The sequence below is a fragment of the Halorubrum distributum JCM 13561 genome (assembly GCF_000337395.1).
Taxonomy (GTDB): Archaea; Halobacteriota; Halobacteria; order Halobacteriales; family Haloferacaceae; genus Halorubrum; species Halorubrum distributum.
In genome coordinates, this window is the sequence record NZ_AOJF01000029.1 from 1 (window position 1) to 18,475 (window position 18,475).

13 protein-coding genes are annotated in these 18,475 nt (G+C 68.0%); 7 read left to right on the top strand and 6 right to left on the bottom strand.

Going from position 1 to position 18,475, the window contains the following annotated elements:
* Positions 1–884, top strand: an 884-nt coding sequence (locus tag C470_RS04665; protein WP_008365624.1) for an ABC transporter ATP-binding protein, incomplete at its 5' end; no start/stop codon positions are given.
* 20 nt (positions 885–904) lie between these two features.
* On the opposite strand, the gene gltB is transcribed toward C470_RS04665, so the two are convergent.
* From gltB to C470_RS04680, 4 genes are all read right to left on the bottom strand, one after another.
* The gene (gltB, locus tag C470_RS04670; RefSeq protein ID WP_008365626.1) at positions 905–5,635 is read right to left on the bottom strand and encodes a glutamate synthase large subunit; all 4,731 of its coding nucleotides are present in this window, start codon (positions 5,633–5,635) and stop codon (positions 905–907) included.
* 232 nt (positions 5,636–5,867) lie between these two features.
* On the bottom strand, positions 5,868–6,035 hold the full coding sequence (locus tag C470_RS16020; RefSeq protein WP_004598333.1) for an HEWD family protein: 168 nt from the start codon (positions 6,033–6,035) through the stop codon (positions 5,868–5,870).
* Between the two features lie 124 nt (positions 6,036–6,159).
* Complete coding sequence (locus C470_RS04675; protein ID WP_008365629.1) at positions 6,160–7,593, bottom strand: PGF-CTERM sorting domain-containing protein; 1,434 nt, start codon at positions 7,591–7,593, stop codon at positions 6,160–6,162.
* Positions 7,594–9,686: 2,093 nt separating this feature from the next.
* Positions 9,687–10,367: a DUF6517 family protein gene (locus C470_RS04680; RefSeq protein ID WP_004598335.1), complete on the bottom strand. Its 681-nt coding sequence runs from the start codon at positions 10,365–10,367 to the stop codon at positions 9,687–9,689.
* 140 nt (positions 10,368–10,507) lie between these two features.
* Between C470_RS04680 and C470_RS04685 the strand changes: the two genes are divergently transcribed.
* Positions 10,508–11,248 (top strand): hypothetical protein, encoded by a 741-nt coding sequence (locus C470_RS04685; RefSeq protein WP_004598336.1) that lies wholly within the window; start codon positions 10,508–10,510, stop codon positions 11,246–11,248.
* A 22-nt stretch (positions 11,249–11,270) separates the two neighbouring features.
* On the opposite strand, the gene C470_RS04690 is transcribed toward C470_RS04685, so the two are convergent.
* Positions 11,271–11,786, bottom strand: a complete 516-nt coding sequence (locus tag C470_RS04690) for a DUF7097 family protein (RefSeq protein WP_007994286.1) — start codon at positions 11,784–11,786, stop codon at positions 11,271–11,273.
* Positions 11,787–11,847: 61 nt separating this feature from the next.
* Positions 11,848–13,194, bottom strand: coding sequence for an alkaline phosphatase family protein (locus C470_RS04695; RefSeq protein ID WP_008365631.1), 1,347 nt, complete (start codon positions 13,192–13,194; stop codon positions 11,848–11,850).
* A gap of 180 nt (positions 13,195–13,374) precedes the next feature.
* Between C470_RS04695 and C470_RS04700 the strand changes: the two genes are divergently transcribed.
* The 5 genes from C470_RS04700 (at position 13,375) to ftsZ (ending at position 18,466) form a co-directional block, all read left to right on the top strand.
* Positions 13,375–14,319 (top strand): PhzF family phenazine biosynthesis protein, encoded by a 945-nt coding sequence (locus C470_RS04700; protein WP_008365633.1) that lies wholly within the window; start codon positions 13,375–13,377, stop codon positions 14,317–14,319.
* A gap of 91 nt (positions 14,320–14,410) precedes the next feature.
* Positions 14,411–14,605, top strand: coding sequence for a DUF7333 family protein (locus C470_RS04705; protein WP_004598340.1), 195 nt, complete (start codon positions 14,411–14,413; stop codon positions 14,603–14,605).
* A gap of 87 nt (positions 14,606–14,692) precedes the next feature.
* Positions 14,693–15,643: a calcium/sodium antiporter gene (locus C470_RS04710; protein WP_007346178.1), complete on the top strand. Its 951-nt coding sequence runs from the start codon at positions 14,693–14,695 to the stop codon at positions 15,641–15,643.
* Between the two features lie 85 nt (positions 15,644–15,728).
* Positions 15,729–17,159, top strand: coding sequence for a D-aminoacyl-tRNA deacylase (locus tag C470_RS04715; RefSeq protein WP_008365636.1), 1,431 nt, complete (start codon positions 15,729–15,731; stop codon positions 17,157–17,159).
* A gap of 146 nt (positions 17,160–17,305) precedes the next feature.
* Positions 17,306–18,466 carry a cell division protein FtsZ gene (ftsZ, locus tag C470_RS04720; RefSeq protein WP_004598343.1) on the top strand — a complete coding sequence of 387 codons (1,161 nt, stop codon included), beginning with the start codon at positions 17,306–17,308 and terminating at the stop codon, positions 18,464–18,466.
* Positions 18,467–18,475 lie beyond the last annotated feature (9 nt).

Genomic DNA, 18,475 nt, shown 5'->3' on the forward strand with positions numbered 1-18,475 from the left:
AGATGTGTATAAGAGACAGCCCCGAGAACGCCCTCGTCGACCCCGAGGACGCCGACGAGGAGGTCCTCCGCGGGGTCTCCTTTTCCGCCGAGCCGGGCGACACCGTCGCCCTCGTCGGCCCGACCGGTGCCGGGAAGTCGACGCTGCTCAAGCTGCTCCTCCGGCTGTACGACGTCACCGACGGCGCCATCCGCGTCGACGGCCACGACGTCCGCGACGTGACCGTCGAGAGCCTCCGCTCGTCGGTCGGCTACGTCGCGCAGGACACCACGCTGTTCGACGGCACCATCGCCGAGAACATCCGCTACGGGCGGTTCACGCGGATCGACGAGGCGGGCGGCGACGGCCTCGACGAGGACGCGATCCGCGAGCGCGTCGTCAAGGCCGCGAAGGCCGCGGAGGCCCACGAGTTCATCGACTCCCTGCCGAACGGCTACGAGACGCGGATCGGCGAGCGCGGCGTGAAGCTCTCCGGCGGCCAGCGCCAGCGGCTCGCCATCGCGCGGGTCGTCCTCCAAGACCCCGCGATCCTGATCTTGGACGAGGCGACCTCCGCGGTCGACACGGAGACGGAGATGCTGATCCAGCGCTCGCTCGACCGCCTCGCCGCCGACCGGACCACGTTCGTCATCGCGCATCGCCTCTCGACGGTGACGGACGCCGACACCGCGCTCGTGTTGGAGGACGGGGAGGTCGTCGAGCGCGGCACCCACGACGAGCTGCTCGCGGCGGACGGGCTCTACGCGAAGCTCTGGGGCGTTCAGGCCGGCGAGATAGACGAGCTGCCGGAGGAGTTCGTCGAGCGCGCCCGCGAGCGCCACGTCGACCGCGCGGTCGAACGGGCGACAGCGGAGAGCGAGGTCGACTCGGAGACGATCGACTGACCGCAGGCGGCTTTTTTTCCTCAGTCGTCGCTCGACACCTGTCCGGTCGCGTCGGCGTCGGCGCCCGGCACGGCGGCGGCGGGCGCGGGCGGCTCCTCGCGCACGTCGGCGCCCTTGCCCTCCGCGATGACCTCCGCGTACGCGTCGGGGAAGACGCGGACGAAGTCGTCGAGCGCGGCCTCCCAGTCGTCGAGGAGGTCGGCCGCGCGCTCGCTGTCCGTGTACGCGCGGTGGTTCTCGACGAGCCGGCGGAGCATCCGCTCGTCGGACTCCGCCAGCGTCTCGGAGACCGACACCATCCCGCGGTTGACGCGGTCGTCGAGGCGGTCGTCGGGGTCGTACACGTACGCGATGCCGCCGGACATCCCCGCCGCGAAGTTGCGGCCCGTGTCGCCGAGAACGGCGACGACGCCGCCGGTCATGTACTCGCAGCCGTGGTCGCCGACGCCCTCGACGACCGCCCGCACGCCGGAGTTGCGGACGCCGAACCGCTCGCCGGCGACGCCGTTGACGTACATCTCGCCCGCGGTGGCGCCGTACAGGCAGACGTTCCCGGCGACGACGTTCTCGGTCGGATCGTACGCGGCCTCGGCGGGCGTGTCGATCACGAGGCGACCGCCGGAGAGCCCCTTGCCCACGTAGTCGTTCGCGGCGCCCGACAGCTCCATCGTGATTCCCGGCGCGAGGAACGCGCCGAAGCTCTGCCCGGCCTCGCCGTCGAACCGGCACGAGATGGTGTCGTCCGGGAGCCCCTCGCCGCCGTGTTCGGAGACGACGCGGTTCGAGAGCGTCGCGCCGACCGCGCGGTCGACGTTCCGCACGTCGCGGGTGAGCGCGACCGGCGCGCCGTCCTCGATGGCGGGCGCGGCCTCGTCGATGAGGTCCCAGTCGAGCAGGTCGTCGATGCCGTCGTGGGCCTGCTCGCGGACCTTGGTGCGGGCCTCGCCCGCGGGCTCGGCGATGACCGCCGAGAGGTCGAGGTGCTTCGCCTTCTCGTGGTCCGTCTCGCGCTGCGAGAGGAGACCGGGCCGACCGATGAACTCCTCGAGCTCGGTGTACCCCTGCTCGGCCATGATCTCCCGCAGCTCCTGCGCGATGAACGTCATGTAGTTGATGACGTGGTCCGGCTGGCCGGGGAACCGCTGGCGGAGGTCCTCGCGCTGGGTGGCGACCCCGACCGGGCAGGTGTTCTCGTGGCACTGCCGCGCCATCACGCAGCCCGAGGTGACGAGCGACGCGGTGCCGAAGATGTACTCCTCGGCGCCCAGCGCGGCCGCGACCGCGACGTCGCGCCCGGTCCGGAGTCCGCCGTCGGCCGATACCCGAATCCGGTCGCGCAGGCCGGTCGCGCGGAGCATCTGGTTCGCTTCCGCGAGCCCGAGCTCCCACGGCAGGCCGGCGTTCTTGATCGAGGTCTTCGGCGACGCGCCCGTCCCGCCGTCGTGGCCGGAGACGTGGACGACGTCGGCGTTCGCCTTCGCGACGCCGGCCGCGATGGTGCCGATTCCCGCCTCCGAGACCAGCTTCACGTTGACGTCGGCCTCGGGGCTCGCGGCCTTCAGGTCGAAGATGAGCTGCTTGAGGTCCTCGATCGAGTAGATGTCGTGCTGGGGCGGCGGCGAGATGAGGCCGACGCCGGGGGTCGAACACCGCACGTGCGCGATCATCTCGTTGACTTTCTTCCCCGGGAGGTGGCCGCCCTCGCCGGGCTTCGAGCCCTGCGCCATCTTTATCTGGAGCTCCTCGGCGCTCGCGAGGTACTCCGAGGTGACGCCGAAGCGCCCGGAGGCGACTTGCTTGACGGTACACTCCTTCTCCGTGTCGAACCGCTCGGGCGGCTCGCCGCCCTCGCCGGTGTTCGACTTCGCGCCGATCCGGTTCATCGCGATGGCGTTGTTCTCGTGGGCCTCCGGCGAGATGCTCCCAAGGCTCATCGCGGCCGTCGAGAAGCGCTCGACGATCGACTCGACGGGCTCGACCTGCTCGACGGGAACCGGGTCGCGGTCGGAGTCGAACTCAAGGAGGCCGCGCAGCGACTGGAGCTCCTCGGTCTGGTCGTTCACCAGCTCGGCGAACTCCCGGTACTGCTCGTAGTCGCCGCCGCGGACCGCCTGCTGGAGCGTCCCGACGGTCTGGGGGTTCCAGCCGTGTTTCACGCCCGAGGAGCGGTGTTCGTACTCGCCGATCGTCTCCAGCTCGGGGTCGGCGCCGAACGCCATCGCGTGGCGCGTGCGGAGGTCGTCTTCGATCTGCTCGGCCCCGATCCCCTCGGTGCGGATCTCCGTCCCCTCGAAGTACTCGGCGACGAACTCGGAGTCGAGCCCGACCGCCTCGAAGATCTGGGCGCCCTGGTACGACTCCATCGTCGAAATGCCCATCTTCGCCATCGTCTTGAGGAGGCCGTCCTCCAGCGCGTGGCGGTACGCCGCGAGGGCCTCGTCCTCGTCGGCGCCGTCCGGGCCGGCGACCACGTCGGCGATGGAGGCGTACGCGAGGTACGGGTCGACCGCGTCCGCGCCGTAGCCGACGAGCGTGGCGAGGTGGTGGACCTCGTGCGGCTCGCCGGACTCGACGACGACGCCCGCGCGGTTGCGGAGCCCCTTGCGCACGAGGTGGTGATGGACCGCGCCGGTCGCGAGCAGGCTCGGCACCGCGAGCCGGTCCGGCCCGACGGCGCGGTCAGAGAGGACGACCACGTCGGCCCCGTCCTCGATGGCGGCCGCGGCGTCCTCGCGGACGCGGCTCACGGCGTCGACGAGCGAGCCGTCGCGGTCGTAGGTGACGTCGACGGTCACGGAACTAAACGAGGGACCGTCGACGTCCTCGCGTCCGCGGCGCTCGCCCGGCCTTCGCTCGCCCGGCCCGGGCAGGTCGCGGAGCGCCGCCGTCTCGGCGTCCGTCAGGACCGGCGTGTCCGCGACGATCTGTTCCGCGTGTTCGGGCGTCTCGTCGAGGAGGTTGCGCTGGTTCCCGATGCGGGTCTCCAGCGAGGTGACGAGCTCCTCACGGATGTAGTCGATCGGCGGGTTCGACACCTGCGCGAACAGCTGCTTGAAGTAGGTGAAGAGGGGGCGGTCGACGTCGGCGAGGACCGAGAGCGGCGTGTCGTCGCCCATCGAGCCGACCGGGTCCTTCCCGTCCTTCGCCATCGGCTCGACGAGGTGGTTCAGCGAGTCGGTCGTGTAGCCGAACGCGGCCTGGTGGGCGCGGACGGTGGGTTCCGCCTCGTCTGCCTCGTCCGTCCCGTCAGCCTCGCCCGATTCGCCGTCCGCTTCAGCGGTCGAGTCGGCGTCGATCCCGGCCGCGACGCCGTCCTCGTCGGTGAGGTCGTCGAGGTCGACCTGTCCGTCCTCGACCCACTCGCCGTACTTCTCGTCGGTGAGCTCCTCGAACACCTCGTCGTCGGGGACGATCCGGCCCGCCTCGGGGTCGGCGACGAAGATCTCGCCGGGCTGGAGTCGACCGCGGCGGCGCACGTCCGCCGGCTCGGTCGGAAGCGCGCCCACCTCGCTGCCGACGACGAGGCGGTCGTCGGTCGTCACCTCGTAGCGGCACGGGCGGAGCCCGTTGCGGTCGAGGACGCCGGCGACCCGCTCGCCGTCGAAGCCGATGACGAGGGCGGGCCCGTCCCACGGCTCAACGAGCGAGGCGTGGTAGTCGTAGAACTCCGCGCGGTCGTCGTCCATCAGGTCGTCGCCGCGGAACGCCTCCGGGATCAGCATGCGGAGCGCGTGCGGGAGGTCGCGGTCGGTCTGGAGCAGGAGCTCGAGCGCGTTGTCGACGCTCGCGGTGTCGGACTGGTTCGGGTCGTCGATCACCGGCTTGATCGTGTCGAGCTCGGCCCCGAACGCCGGGTGTTCCAGGTCGTTCTCGCGGGCGCGCATCCAGTTGACGTTGCCGCGGATCGTGTTGAACTCGCCGTTGTGGACGATGTTGCGGTACGGGTGCGCGAGGTGCCACGCGCCGAGCGTGTTCGTCGAGAACCGCGCGTGGACTAGGGCGACGTGGCTCGCGAACCGCTCGTCGGTCAGGTCCGGGTAGTAGTCGGCGAGCTGCGACCCCTTCAGCAGGCCCTTGTAGACGACGCGCTGGCGGTCGAGCGAGCAGACGTAGAAGCGCCCGGCGCCGTCGACCTCCGAGACCGCGTTCTCGATCTCGCGGCGGGCGGCGTACAGCGCGCGGTCGAAGCCGAGCAGGCCGGGGTCGACGTCGTCGGACCGGTCCGCCTCGCTGGCGAACCGCTGGGCGAGCCCCGCGCCCTCGACGGGCGCGACGAACACCTGCGACACCTCCGGCTCGGAGTCGAGCGCCGTGGCACCGAGGTCGCTGTTGTCGGTGGGGACGGAGCGCCACGCCAGCACCTCCAGCCCGTAGACGGCGCACACCTCGGCGATGACGTCGTGGATCTCCGCCTGGACGCCCGGTTCGGGCGGCATGAACACGGAGCCGACCGCGTACTCCGCCGGGAGGTCGGCGTCGACGACCTCGCGGAAGAACTCGTCCGGACGCGCGACCATGATACCCGCGCCGTCGCCGGTGTTCTCCTCGGCGCCCGTCGTCCCGCGGTGTTCGAGGTTCTCGAGCAGTTCGACCGCGTCCGTGACGGCCTCGTGCGACGGCGCGCCGTCGAGGTCGACGACCCCGCCGATGCCGCAGTTCGACCGGTCGTCCGTCGGCGCCGCGAGCCCCCCCTCCTGACCCGAGGACTCCGAGTCGCGTACGCCCCGGGTGGTACTACGTGACTTGGTCATACACTCGCGTACGAGTGAACAGTTAAAGGTATGACCCTGATAGGGGTAGGATCCATCGTACACACATTAGGGAATATAAGGTAATTATTCATCACGGGTGGTGACCAGATGACACACCTCGGGATCGATCACGAGTCGCGCACGGCGGAGCCGCAGATTGACGTGTTCAACGAGAATCCTCCGCGGACGTCTCACGTATTCCGTCCAGAGTGGTAGAACGTCCAGTCAGGAACTACTCTTCGAGCGGGACGAACGAGCCGTTGATGTCCCACTCGTGGATACAGTAGACGTTGCCGGGTTCGTCCGCGATGCGCCACCCGTCGGCCTCGTCGTCCCACCGCTCGTCGCGCCCGCACAGCTCGCACGTGCGCTCCTTCGGCGGTGTGATGGTCACGCTCATACCCGAACGAACGGCACCGGCGAGCAAAAGGATACCGGCGATCGGCAGCAGCCGACCGCCCGCGGTGGCCCGGTCCGACGGGGCCCCGCCGAATGCGCCCCCGCGGTCACCAGCGTCGTCGCGATCACGACTCGCGTCCGCGACGCCGAGCGAGAAGCGACGCGCCCGCCAGCGCCGCGAGCGAGGCGACGGCGTCGAATCCGGGGAGGTCGTACGCGGTCGATCGGATCGGCGCCTCGTCGTACCCGAGATCGCTCGCGTCGGCCTCGTCCGGGGAGGAGTCCCCCGTCGCAGACTGATCGCCCGCCGCGGACGACTCGGGGGATTCGACCGAGTCGGCGGGTCCCGCCGACGTCGCGTCGTCGCCTTCACCGCCACCCGCGTCGTTCGGCCGTCCGTGCTCGGAGCGCGACTCCGCGCCCGTGGGACCGCCCGCGCCGCGTTCCGGGCCGCCGGTTCCGAAGACCTCCGGCGGTCCCACGGACGGCGGAATCTCGGACGTCCCGGGGGCGATCGAGATGCCCATCCCGAGGCGCGGCGCCGGGCGGTTCGCGTCCGGTCCCAGCGACTCCTCGGACGGGGCCGAACCGCCCGCGTTCGTGGCGTTACCGGCGGCGGCCGAGCCGGCGGGGTTGGCGCCTCCTCCGGGTGCGCTCGGGCCGCCGGTCGAACCACCACCGGTCGACCCCCCACCGGTCGAACTGCCGCCGGTCGAACTGCCGCCGGTCGAACCACCACCGGCCGACCCCCCACCGATCGCATCGGAACCGCCCGTCGAACTGGTCGAACCCGACGCCTCCGAGTCGGTGGACCCGCTCGCTTCGGTCGAGTCGTCGCCGCTTTCGGTGTCGATGCTCCTATCGGTCGAATCGGTGGCGTAGGTCAGTTCGGTCGCCGCCCGGTGCCGGTCGTCCGCGGCGGTCCGACGCAGTCGATCGTCGTCGACCCGGAACTCGGCCTCGAACGTCGCGCCGGGTTCGGGGAGCGTCTCGGTTCCGAACGCGCGTTCGCCGTCGACGACGAGGTACAGGCCCTGTCGGTCGAGGTGAATCCCGGATCCGTTCAGCGTTCGGCCGAGCCCGTCGCCGTCGGTGGACTCGTCGCCGTCGTCCGCCCCCGTCGGCGCCACGCCGAACGAGAGGCCGTCGAGCCGGTCGAGGTCCGCACCTCGTTCCAGCGACGCGTTCGCGGCCGCCGGGAGGCCCGTCAGCCCGGTTGCGTTCACGGCGTACACGACCGTGTCGTTCGCGGTCGCGGTCGTCGCCGGCGTGAGGGTTCCGTCGGCGATCGCCTCTCGGACCGCGGATGCGTTCTCGAACTCCCCGGATGCGACCGACCGCGTGGTGTACGCGGTCAGGTCGCTCGTCGAGCGGGGTTCCACGGTGACCGTCGCGGTGTCGTTGGCGACTTCGGTGCCGTGCTCCGACCGCAGCGTGAGGTCGTACGTCCCGGGCGAGAGCGGAGCGGTATCGCCCGTGACCGATTCGACGTCGATGCCGGACCCGGTCGTGACGAAGTTCGACGGGGATTCGGGCGACGCGTACGTATTGACCGTCACTGGTGTCGGACCCGTCTCGATGGTTTTCAGTTCGAGTGTTGTAGTAGTATTATTTTGAGACATCAAAGTTATCGAAGAGGTATCATATGTTGAATTTAGAACTAGATCGAGATGGCTGCCACTGTGTGATTTCTCATGAATAGCAGCACGGACAGTAGGGTTTCTGTCTTTCAAAACCTCTACATCCTGAGTAGTGGTGATATTCGTATCCAGATCATGTAATTCTACTGAGTATGTTCCGGGTTGAGAAACAGGAATATATCTACTGACATTGGAAGCGTTATTCAACATAATCTCTGTCCGAAATATCATACCAGAATTTGTCTTCGAGACATTAAGAACAGCAGTCCGATTGGTTCCAGTCGAACCAATATGAATCGGTATCTGAGATCCGTTTACTGTGTCAGCTGTTTCAAAATGAATGGATGAATCAATCAACTGGAAGGTAATATTCTCTGTTCCAGAATTAGAATTCACTGAGTAGTGGCCGGGGCTAAGACCTTCTGTTCTTACCGTATGAATAGTGTTTAAACCAGTAGAATCTATTTGTTTAACCAAACTTCCGTTAAGTTTTGATAGATTATAGCCATACTGTTGTTCTAATCGGAGGCCAATATTCGAACCTTGATTGATTGTATCTCTCTTTCCACTATAGACTAAATTATCTACACGAACAGGAGAACTGAATTGGTTTTTGTACGGGTTACTGCTTGAGGTGGAGACAATACCACCAACTTCGATATTGTTGATCACTGGTTGAATATCTTTAGTAGAAATGTTGGCTGCGGTCAGTGGATAAACATACAGGAAGTCACCTTTTATATCAAAGGTCTCTGGGTGGTTTTTAAGAGAGATGTTTTCTGTTCTATTATTGGATAATTTAGTAGTTATATAGCCCTGGGAACGGGATATATTCGTGTTGAATTCGAACAGGAGAGTACCGTCAGACCCCTTATCCACGTCATTTCTGCTGTAATAAAATGGCCCACCTACAAGTTGAGCAGGCACAGAGACATTGATACTTGTTGAATCTAAAGCGTAGATCGCATTGAAACTGTGCTTGTCTGGTGAAGAGTGAAGACCAATTATTATCTTTGTTTCACCTTCAATATCAGTGTCTCTGAGTGATATATTTTTACTAGATGTCTCTACAGTTTTGATTTTCTCTCCCAGGCTCCCATCTTGCTCCTCCTCCCAAATTGTTACAGCAGTGTTTGGGCTTTGATTATTGTTTGTGGAGTAATTGTAGAAAACAGATTGTGTAGATTGGTTATACGTATCAGATTTAAATCCGATAGATCCAAGATAAGATATGTTAAAACCAACAGATGCTTTCTTTCCTCCCTGTTCAGCAGTATATGATAGATCGCGATTTATTTTTGCTCCTTCTTCATCGTATTTACTAACATTTGTTGTATCTATATTGCTGATGTATAGATCAAAACGGCCAGGACTGGAAATTGCTGAAGCAGACACGACAACGGTCGCATTTGAGCTGTTCGGGTTTTCTATATACACCTCCGATCTATTCGTTTTCTCATCAATGTCTATTCGATAGGATGTCGCGTTGTGATCTAACTCTGCTCCAGAGTCAACAAGATCTCCAACATGAATCTCAACAGGCTCGTTAGAGTCAAGAACTTCGATATTGGTGACTACTTGCTGCTGTTCGGATCCAATTTCAAGATCGCTCGCACTATCTACATCCCATAGTTGTGCGGAGGCTGCGAATGTCCCAGAGATAATTAGTAAGACAACAGCGCCCACCACAGCACCCATCACGATGCCGACCCACAGCCATTGAACCGATCGCGTCCGGATCATAGCGAACGTGCCACGGTTGCCAGAGCGATCGCTCTCGGGGCAGCGCGGCGTCAGTAGCCGACCGGACCCCGCGAAGCGCCTCTTGTCACACCGCGGGATCTCTCACTCGGGTTGATCGCTTATAAGTGATTTACGAACGTGGAAGCTTCCGTTCGGAGAAATAATCGCATGACTGCGTCGCCTCGTAACCGGGTCATGGCCGGATATTCGCGGGGCGACGATCGGACCTGACGGGAGCGACGAACGGAGACGGGAGTCGTCGGGGCCGGTCAGTGTTCGACCGCTTCCATCATCGAGAGCAACTGCTCGCGCTGGGACGCCTGTTCCGGGTGGACGCCGACCATCGCGATCGCGTCTTCGCTGTCCGCGCCGTCCGCGGTGTGTTGGACGGTAGCGATGTACAGGAGAACGGGGACGTTTTCGACGGATCCGCTCGAGTTGCCCGTCCCCTCGACGTCGGCGCTGATCGTCGTCTCGAAGATGGGGACGGTGGTCTCTTCGCCGAGGATCGTCCGGGTCTCCTCGCCGCGCTCCTCGATGTCGTCCGTTTCGATGTCGGCGTTGCCGCCGCCGACGTCCTGCTGATTGATCTGGTTGAGGAGCCGTCGGATGAGGTCCGCGCCCTCCACCCTGACGAGCGGATTGACCGACTGTCCGGCGACGGAGGCGTTCGGCGTACTCGCCACGAACAGCGCCGACTGGGTCGTCGAGTTGGTGTACCGGGCGACCCACGTCGTCGCCGTGACCTTCGCGTTCACGCCAGTGACGTTGAACTCGCGGTCGATGGTGTACGACTCCGGATCCTCCCCGGAGTAGCCCTCCGCGTACGCGGACTCGGGAACGCGCGCCGGTTCCGCGTCGAACTCGTAGCTCCCGTCCTCGCCGGCGCACCCGGCGATAGCGACCGAGGTCGACGCCGCGAGTGCCGCGAGCAGTCCACGTCGTTTCATGTGTCCCGGTAGGTCTACACAGTTCTTTAAGCCTATCGACGCGTATATCGCTCGCGAGAACCCCGCAGCCGAAGGCACAAAGTTCACGTCGGGCCGCGCGCGACGTGAGGCAAATGGAACGACGAGGACAAACCGGGCTGGTGGAAGCGCTCTTCCTAGACGTGGTTCGCCTCCACGAGACGTGGATGGAGGTGGTCTTCCCGCGGCAGCTCGACCCGAGCGCCGTCCTGGGGAAGTGGAAGCCCGAGACGACCGTCCAGTCCGTCGGCTACTACCTCTGGGCGGTGCTGGGCGCCCCGCTCGTCGCGGTGGCGTACCCCCTCCTGCTCGTCGGGTTCGCCACCCGCTACTACGCGGCGAAGCTCGACTCCGCGGTCACCCGCATCGGCGTCGCCGGCGCCGTGGTCGTCGCCGCCGTCGTCTGGGGGGGGCTGACGGTGATCACGCATCTCCAGCTCCCGTTCGACGCGGTGATCGCGGTCGGGGCCGCGAGCACGGTAGCGGTCGTGTCCTCCGCGTTCGCCGCCGGCTTCTCGAAGGTCGGGGGCCGGTTCGTCAGTGTCCTCCTCGCGTATCCGTTCGCGATGACGGCGCTGTTTCTCCCCCCGGTCGTCGCCGCGCTCGTCACGCCGACGTTGGAGGAGCTGATCCTCCCGCCGAGCTACGATCTCGCGCGGTGGATCCTCGACACGTTCCTCGCGGTCGGCGGGATCAACGAGGTCCTCCGCGGCGCGTTCGACCTGGAGACGTTCGGCGAGCAGTGGGGACTGCCCGGGCTGGGCTACGTCCTGATGTGGATCGGCATCTCGGTGCCGCTCGGGTGGTTCCTCGGCGCCCTCGTCGCGCTGGCGAACCTGATCCGGCCGGCGCCGGACGCCTGAGCCGTCGCCGGGAGGCGTCGACCTATTCTTCGGGGTCGTACCGCTCGCTCGCGGTCTCGAACGCCGACTCCGACAGCTCTGCGCCCCGTCGACGCTCGCGCTCGGCGATCGCCTCGGGGGCCGGGCTCGCGTCGTCGTCGATCCGAGCGATCGACTTGTGGACCTTCGCGTGACACCAGCGACACAGCCCGACCGTTATCTCGTGACCGGCCGCCTCCGTCCCCCCGTACGAGAGGTGGTGCTCCTCCACGAGCGGCCGGGAGTCGTCGTGGGCCAGCCGCACGTCGTCAAGTCCGCACCGGGCGCAGGTCTTCGCGTCCGTCGTCGACCGGTAATGCGGACATGCGGACCACTCGCCGTCGGCGCCGACGTGACAGTCGTAGCCGTCCGCGCGCCGGTCCGCCGCGAACTCGGGGTCGTCGCCCGCCCGCGTGAGCGCGAAGCGGCACCGGCCGTCGCCGGTAAGGTGGTCGCAGACGCCGGCGACCGCGTACGGGTCGTCGACGCCGACGGGGGTCCCGTCGGGGGTGCGCTCCATACCGGCCGGTGGAGGCGGATCCACTTCAATTCGGTCGCTCAAGCAGGGTGACGGAGGGGGCTCAGACCAGGCTGGCGCCGTCGAAGTCCGTGCGGCCGTAGTCGACGTCGAGCAGTCGGAGAAGGGTGGGCGCGACGTCGAGGAGGTCGGCGTCCTCGACCGTCGCGTCCGCGTGGTCGACGAACAGCGCGGCGTCGTCGAAGGCGTGCATCCCGGTCCGGGGTCCGTCGGGGTCGAACACCGAGTCGTGCGGGCGGAACCCGGACTTGAGGTCGAACCCGTCGTTCGGAAGGACGACGAGGTCGGGCGCGATGGCGGCGTGGTCGCCCCGGAACACGGTCTCGCGGTCGACGACGCGGTCCGCGACGGGATTCCCGTCCGGACCCGTCCACGACTCCAGCGCCTCGCGCAGCTCCGCGCGCGTCTCCTCGTACTCGGCTTCGGGGACGACGCCGTTCGGCTCGCGCCCCTCGACGTTGAGGTAGAAGCGACCGGGGACGAGGGAGTACGCGCGGGCGTCGTCGTCGATGTCGGCGAGCGCGTCGTGGTCGTCGTCCTCGTAGGAGAGCCACCCCTCCCGTTCGAGCCACTCGTTGCAGTACACGTCGTAGCGCAGCCGCCGGAACCCGTGCGTCGAACCGACGACGAGCGTGACGTCGTCCGGGAGCGCCTCGCGGACCGTGCCGATGTGGTCGTCGAGCGCGGCGTGGAAGGACAACAGCTCCTCGCGGTACGTCCCGCCGTCCTGATAGTCGCCCCACAGGAAGTGGTTGACCCGGTCGGGGGCGGTGAAGACGCCGACGAAGAGGTCCCAGTCGTCGCGCTCGACGTACCGTTCGAAGGCCGCGGCCCGGGCGTCGAGCGTCTCGCGGGCGTGTTCGAAGAACGCGGTCTTGTCGTCCTTGTGGCCGAGCTTCGCGTTGACCGACAGCCGGTAGTCGCTCTCAGTGAGGTTCTTCCGGAGTTCCTCGGGATTCGCGGCCGCGTCGAGGTCGGGCGAGAGGTAGCCGGAGACCATCCGCTGGACGGTCCGCTGCGGCGGGAACGTGACTGGGACGTTCATGACGGTCGCGTCGAGTCCCGCGTCGGTCGCGCGGTCCCACACCCGGGGGGACTGGACGTCCCGGCCCATCGGCACGTACGTGTCGTAGGAGCCGACCTCGCGGTCCTGGAAGCCGTACACGCCCGTCTCGCCGGGGTTCTTTCCGGTCGTGAGGCTCGGCCAGCAGGCGCTCGACTCCGCCGGCACGATGCTGTCGATCCGTCCGCCTCCGCCGTCGTCCGCGATCGCCGACAGCGTCGGGAACGTCTCCGGGTTGTCGGCGACGAGCCGGTACGAGAGGCCGTCGATCCCGATGAACGCCACCCGCGGCGTGTCGCTCCCTCGCAGCCGGTCGAAGAGACCCATACACACTCATCCGCGGTCGAAGGCAAAAGGATTGACATCGGACGCGGCGCGAAACGGCGGTTCGACGCCCCCGAGAGCCGTGGGGGCGGCCACGCCTGACGGCCGGGTCGGCAGCGCGCGAAGCTCTGGCCGCCGGCCGGCTCGGGTGGCTTTTTGTCCGTGACTCGCGGAGGGCCCGGCATGGAACACAGACGCGCGCTGCTCGTCGACGCGTTCGCCGCGGAGCCGCTGGCCGGGAACGCCGCCGGCGTCGTCCCCGACGCCGAGGGGCTGAGCGACGACCAGATGGCCGCGGTCGCCGCCGAACTGGGCGCCTCGGAGACCGCGTTCCTGACCGGCGGCGACGGCGCGGCCGGTGACGGCGATAACTCGGCCGGGGACGGCGCGGCCGACGACCGGCTCCGCTACTTCTCGCCGACCACGGAGGTCGACCTCTGCGGGCACGCCACGATAGCGACGTACGGTGCCCTGTTCGCCGAAGGGGCGGTCGACGGCGGCGAACGCACGGTCCGCACGAACGTCGGCGACGTCGCGGTCTCGGTCGACGACGACGGCACCGTCTGGATGCGACAGCAGGCGCCGAGCGTCGATGTCGTCGACGTCGACCTCGACCGGGTCGCGGCCGCGCTCGGCGTCGACCCCGCCGCGCTGCGCGACGTGGGTGCGGACCTCCCCGTCGCGGTCGCGTCGACCGGGCTGCCGTTCCTCGTCGTCCCGGTGAACTTCTTGGAGCGGCTCGGCGAGGCCGACCCCGACGACGAGGCGGTCGAGCGCCTCTCCGAGGAGTTCGACGCCGCGGGCGTGTACGCGTTCACCTTCGACGCGCTCGACGCGGACTCGACGCTCCACGGCCGGGCGTTCGTGCCCTCTCTCGGCATCTCGGAGGACCCCGTTACCGGCACCGCGAGCGGGGCGGTCGGGGGGTACCTCCGGCACGTCGACGCCTTCGAGGGCGACGAGCCGGACGAGCTCCGGTTCGAGCAGGGCCACTTCGTCGACCGCCCGGGGCACGTTCGCGTCCGCGTCGAGGCGGAGGGCGTCCACGTCGGCGGGGAGGCGAGCGTGGCGCTCGACGGCGAGCTCCGGGTCCCCGACGACGAGGACGACGAGATCATCGAGGTGTGAGCGCGGTCGGGTCGAACGCACCCCGTCTTCCCGCACCGGACGCCGACTCCGGAGACCGAACGTTTAGGATCGCTCGCGACGTACCGTGGCCATGGAGTTCGACCTTCCACGCGCGGCAGCGATCCTCGTACTGATCGTCGCGGTCGGCGCCGGCGGGCTCATCGGCGCGAACATGATGCCCCTCCAGACGACGCTGATGATGGTCGTCCCGTCGATGCTCGTCTTCGGGGCGCTCGCGTTCGCGATCGGCGTGAAACACGGCGAGTTCCGGGCGGGCCACGCCTGAGGCTGGGGCGGCGGCGAGCGGTGACGACCGTCCCCCGAGCGACCGGGGATCACGACCCTTTTGAAACGCCGTTGCGAACCGGGAGCCGTGCTGCCCGGGTCGCCACTCGTCGAACTGCTGTTGATCGCCGGCGGCGTCGCCCTCCTCTACGCCGGCGCCGAACTGCTCGTCGCGGGCGCGAGGGACCTCGCGCTCGCCGTCGGGCTGAAGGCGTCGACCGTCGGCGTCACCGTCGTGGCGTTCGCGACGACCGCCCCGGAGCTCTTCGTCTCACTCCTCGGCGCCGTCACGGTGTCGACCGACATCGGGCTCGGCGCGATCGTCGGCTCGAACATCGCGAACATCGGGCTCGTGTTGGGCGTCTCCGCGCTGATCCGCCCGCTCGACGTCTCGGACACCGTCTTCCGCCGGGACGTGCCGTTCATGGTGCTGGCCGCGCTGCTGCTCGTCGGCCTCGGCTGGGACGGCCGGATCGGCCTGTTCGACGGCGCCGTGCTGCTCGCGGCGCTCGTCGCGTTCACCGCCGCGGTCCTGCGGCGCGTCCAGGAGAACCAGTCGGCGATCACCGACAGCGAGCGTGACGAAATGCCCGACGCGAAGCTCCGCGACGCCGCGATCGTCGCCGCCGGGATCGCCGCGCTCGTCCTCGGCTCGCGGTGGCTGATCGACGGCAGCGAGTCGCTGCTGGCGGCCGCCGGCTTCTCGGACATCTTCATCGGGCTCACCGTGCTGGCGCTGGGCACGTCGCTGCCCGAACTGGCCGCGAGCGTCGTGGCCGCGGTGCGCGGCGAGGCGGAGTTCAGCGTCGGCAACGTCGTCGGCTCGAACATCTACAACATCCTCGCGGTCATCGGCATCGTCGCCGTGGTGACCCCCATCGGCGTCGCGCCGGGCGTCCGAAGCTTCGAGTTCCCCGCGCTGCTCGTGTTCACGGCCGCCATCGTCGGGGTGATGGCGTACCGCGAGCGGATCACCCGCGTCGACGGCGCCGCCCTCACCGTCGGGTACGGCATCTTCGTCTACCTGCTGCTGCCGTAGCGCGGACGCCTGGATCGGCGCCCGCGGCGGGGCGTCGGAGACCGGAACCGACGGGTATTCGGCGGCGCGCGGCCGAGTGGCTGCCGTGATAGCGATCGTCGTCAGCCGGGCCGACAGCGCCTCGGCGCACATCGGCGAGCGGCTCTTGGAGGTCGGTGACTGGGAGACTCGCGAGGACGGCTCGCGCCCCGACGCCGACGGGGGCGGGACCTACTACCGGACGGACGGGTTCGAGCTCCGCGAGTTCGACGACCTCCACATCCGCCTGTCCGACCCGACCGCCGCGTTCGACTGCGACCCCGAGTTCCTCGCGTTCGTCTCCCGGCACTCGGGCGAAACCGGCGAACTCCTCACGGCGCACGTCACCGGGAACTTCGGCGGCGCCGAGTACGGCGGCGATCCGGAGTCGCTGGCGCGGGCCGCGCCCGGGGCCGAGAAGCGCGTCGTCGGAGCGCTCGCGCGCCACGCGCCCGACGGATACGAGGTCGGCATCGAGTGCACGCACCACGGCCCGACGGACGTCGCAGTCCCGTCGCTGTTCGTCGAGCTGGGCTCGGACGAGCCGCAGTGGGAGGACCCCGAGGCGGCCCGGGCGGTCGCGCGGGCCGTCCTCGACCTGCGGGAGACCGGCGCGGACTTATCCGGTGGTTCCGAGGGCCGTCCACGCCACGTCGTCGGGTTCGGCGGCGGCCACTACGCGCCGCGGTTCACCCGGATCGTCCGCGAGACCGAGTGGGCGGTGGGCCACGTCGGCGCCGACTGGGCGCTCGCCGACCTCGGCGCGGCCGACGCGAACCGCGACGTGATCGAGGCCGCCTTCGAGCGGAGCCGCGCCGAGCGCGCCGTGATCGACGGCGACCGTCCCGACCTCGCCGCGGTCGTCGAGGAGCTCGGCTACCGAGTCGTGAGCGAGACGTGGGTCCGCGAGGTGGGCGACGCCCCGCTCCCGCTCGTCGAGCACCTGGAGGCCGAGATCGGTCCCGTCGACGAGGGGCTGCGGTTCGGCGCGGTCGCGCTCGACGGCGACGTGATCGGCGACTCCGACCCGGCCGACGTGGGCGCCGAGGCGGTCGGCGACGCGGTCCGCATCCGCGACCTCCCGGCGGACCTGCTCGCGCGAGCGCAAGGGCTCGACGCCGACGCGGCGCGGGAGGCGGTCGAGTCCGTCGCCGTCGCGTTCGACACGGAACAGGGGGGGACCCGCGCGGCCGGTCGCGTCGCGTTCGCGACGGTCCCGGAGGCGCCGGGGTATGCGGACCTCGTCGAGGGGCTCGCCGAGGTGCTGGAGACGGGGTACGACGCGGTCGAGGTGGCGCCCGACCGGAACGCGGTCGTCGCCAGCGAGACGGCGTTCGACCCGGCGCTGGCTGCCGAGCGGGGCGTCCCGGAGGGACCGGCGTTCGGGCGGCTGGCCGACGGCGAGCCGGTGGATGTCGACGGCGAGACCGTCGAGCCGGGGGACGTGTCGCGGACGCGGGCGGACCGGTTCCCGATCGACGCCGTCTCGCGCGACTGATTTATAAATCACGCCGCGTTCCACGGGTGCGGGCGCGACGCCCGTACTCTCGACGGTCGGCGGCGGACGCCGGTGATTTCGGCGTCCGACTCGCGTCAGACGAACGGGCAAAAATAAATACGTCCGGGTCGCAACCACACCACATAATGGACTCCATCGTAGAGGACGCCATCGACGAAGCCGAAGAGGCCCCCGCAGAGGACGCCGGGGGAGCCGGCGAGAGCGCCGCCGGAGGGAGCGCCGGCGCGCCGCCGCAGACCGGGACGATGACCGACGACGAGCTGCAGGACGTCCTCCAAGACCTCCAGACGAACATCACGGTCGTGGGCTGCGGGGGCGCCGGGGGCAACACGGTCAACCGCATGACCGAGGAGGGGATCCACGGGGCGAAGCTGGTCGCGGCGAACACCGACGTCCAGCACCTCGTCAACATCGAGGCCGACACGAAGATCCTCATGGGCCAGCAGAAGACGCAGGGCCGCGGCGCCGGCTCCCTCCCGCAGGTCGGCGAGGAGGCCGCCATCGAGTCCCAAGAGGAGATCCAGGACGCCATCGACGGCTCCGACATGGTGTTCGTCACCGCCGGGCTCGGCGGGGGGACGGGGACCGGCTCGGCGCCGGTCGTCGCGAAGGCCGCCCGGGAGTCGGGGGCCCTGACCATCGCCATCGTCACGACGCCGTTCACGGCCGAGGGCGAGGTCCGTCGAACGAACGCGGAGGCCGGCTTGGAGCGCCTCCGCGACGTGAGCGACACGGTCATCGTCGTTCCCAACGACCGCCTGCTCGACGCGGTCGGGAAGCTGCCCGTGCGGCAGGCGTTCAAGGTGTCCGACGAGGTGCTGATGCGCTCGGTGAAGGGGATCACGGAGCTCATCACCATGCCCGGGCTGGTCAACCTCGACTTCGCCGACGTTCGCACGGTCATGGAGAAGGGCGGCGTCGCGATGATCGGCCTCGGGGAGTCCGACTCCGACTCGAAGGCCCAAGACTCCGTGAAGTCGGCGCTCCGCTCGCCGCTGCTCGACGTCGACATCTCCGGCGCGAACTCCGCGCTCGTCAACGTCACCGGCGGGACCGACATGTCCATCGAGGAGGCGGAAGGCGTCGTCGAGGAGATCTACGACCGGATCGACCCCGACGCCCGGATCATCTGGGGGACCTCCGTCGACGACGAGCTCGAAGGGGAGATGCGCACCATGATCGTCGTCACCGGCGTCGAGTCGCCGCAGATCTACGGGAGCAACGGCGAACCGCCGGAGGGCGGCGCCGCTTCCGCCGACGTCGAGGACATCGACTACGTGGAGTAGTCCGCCCGC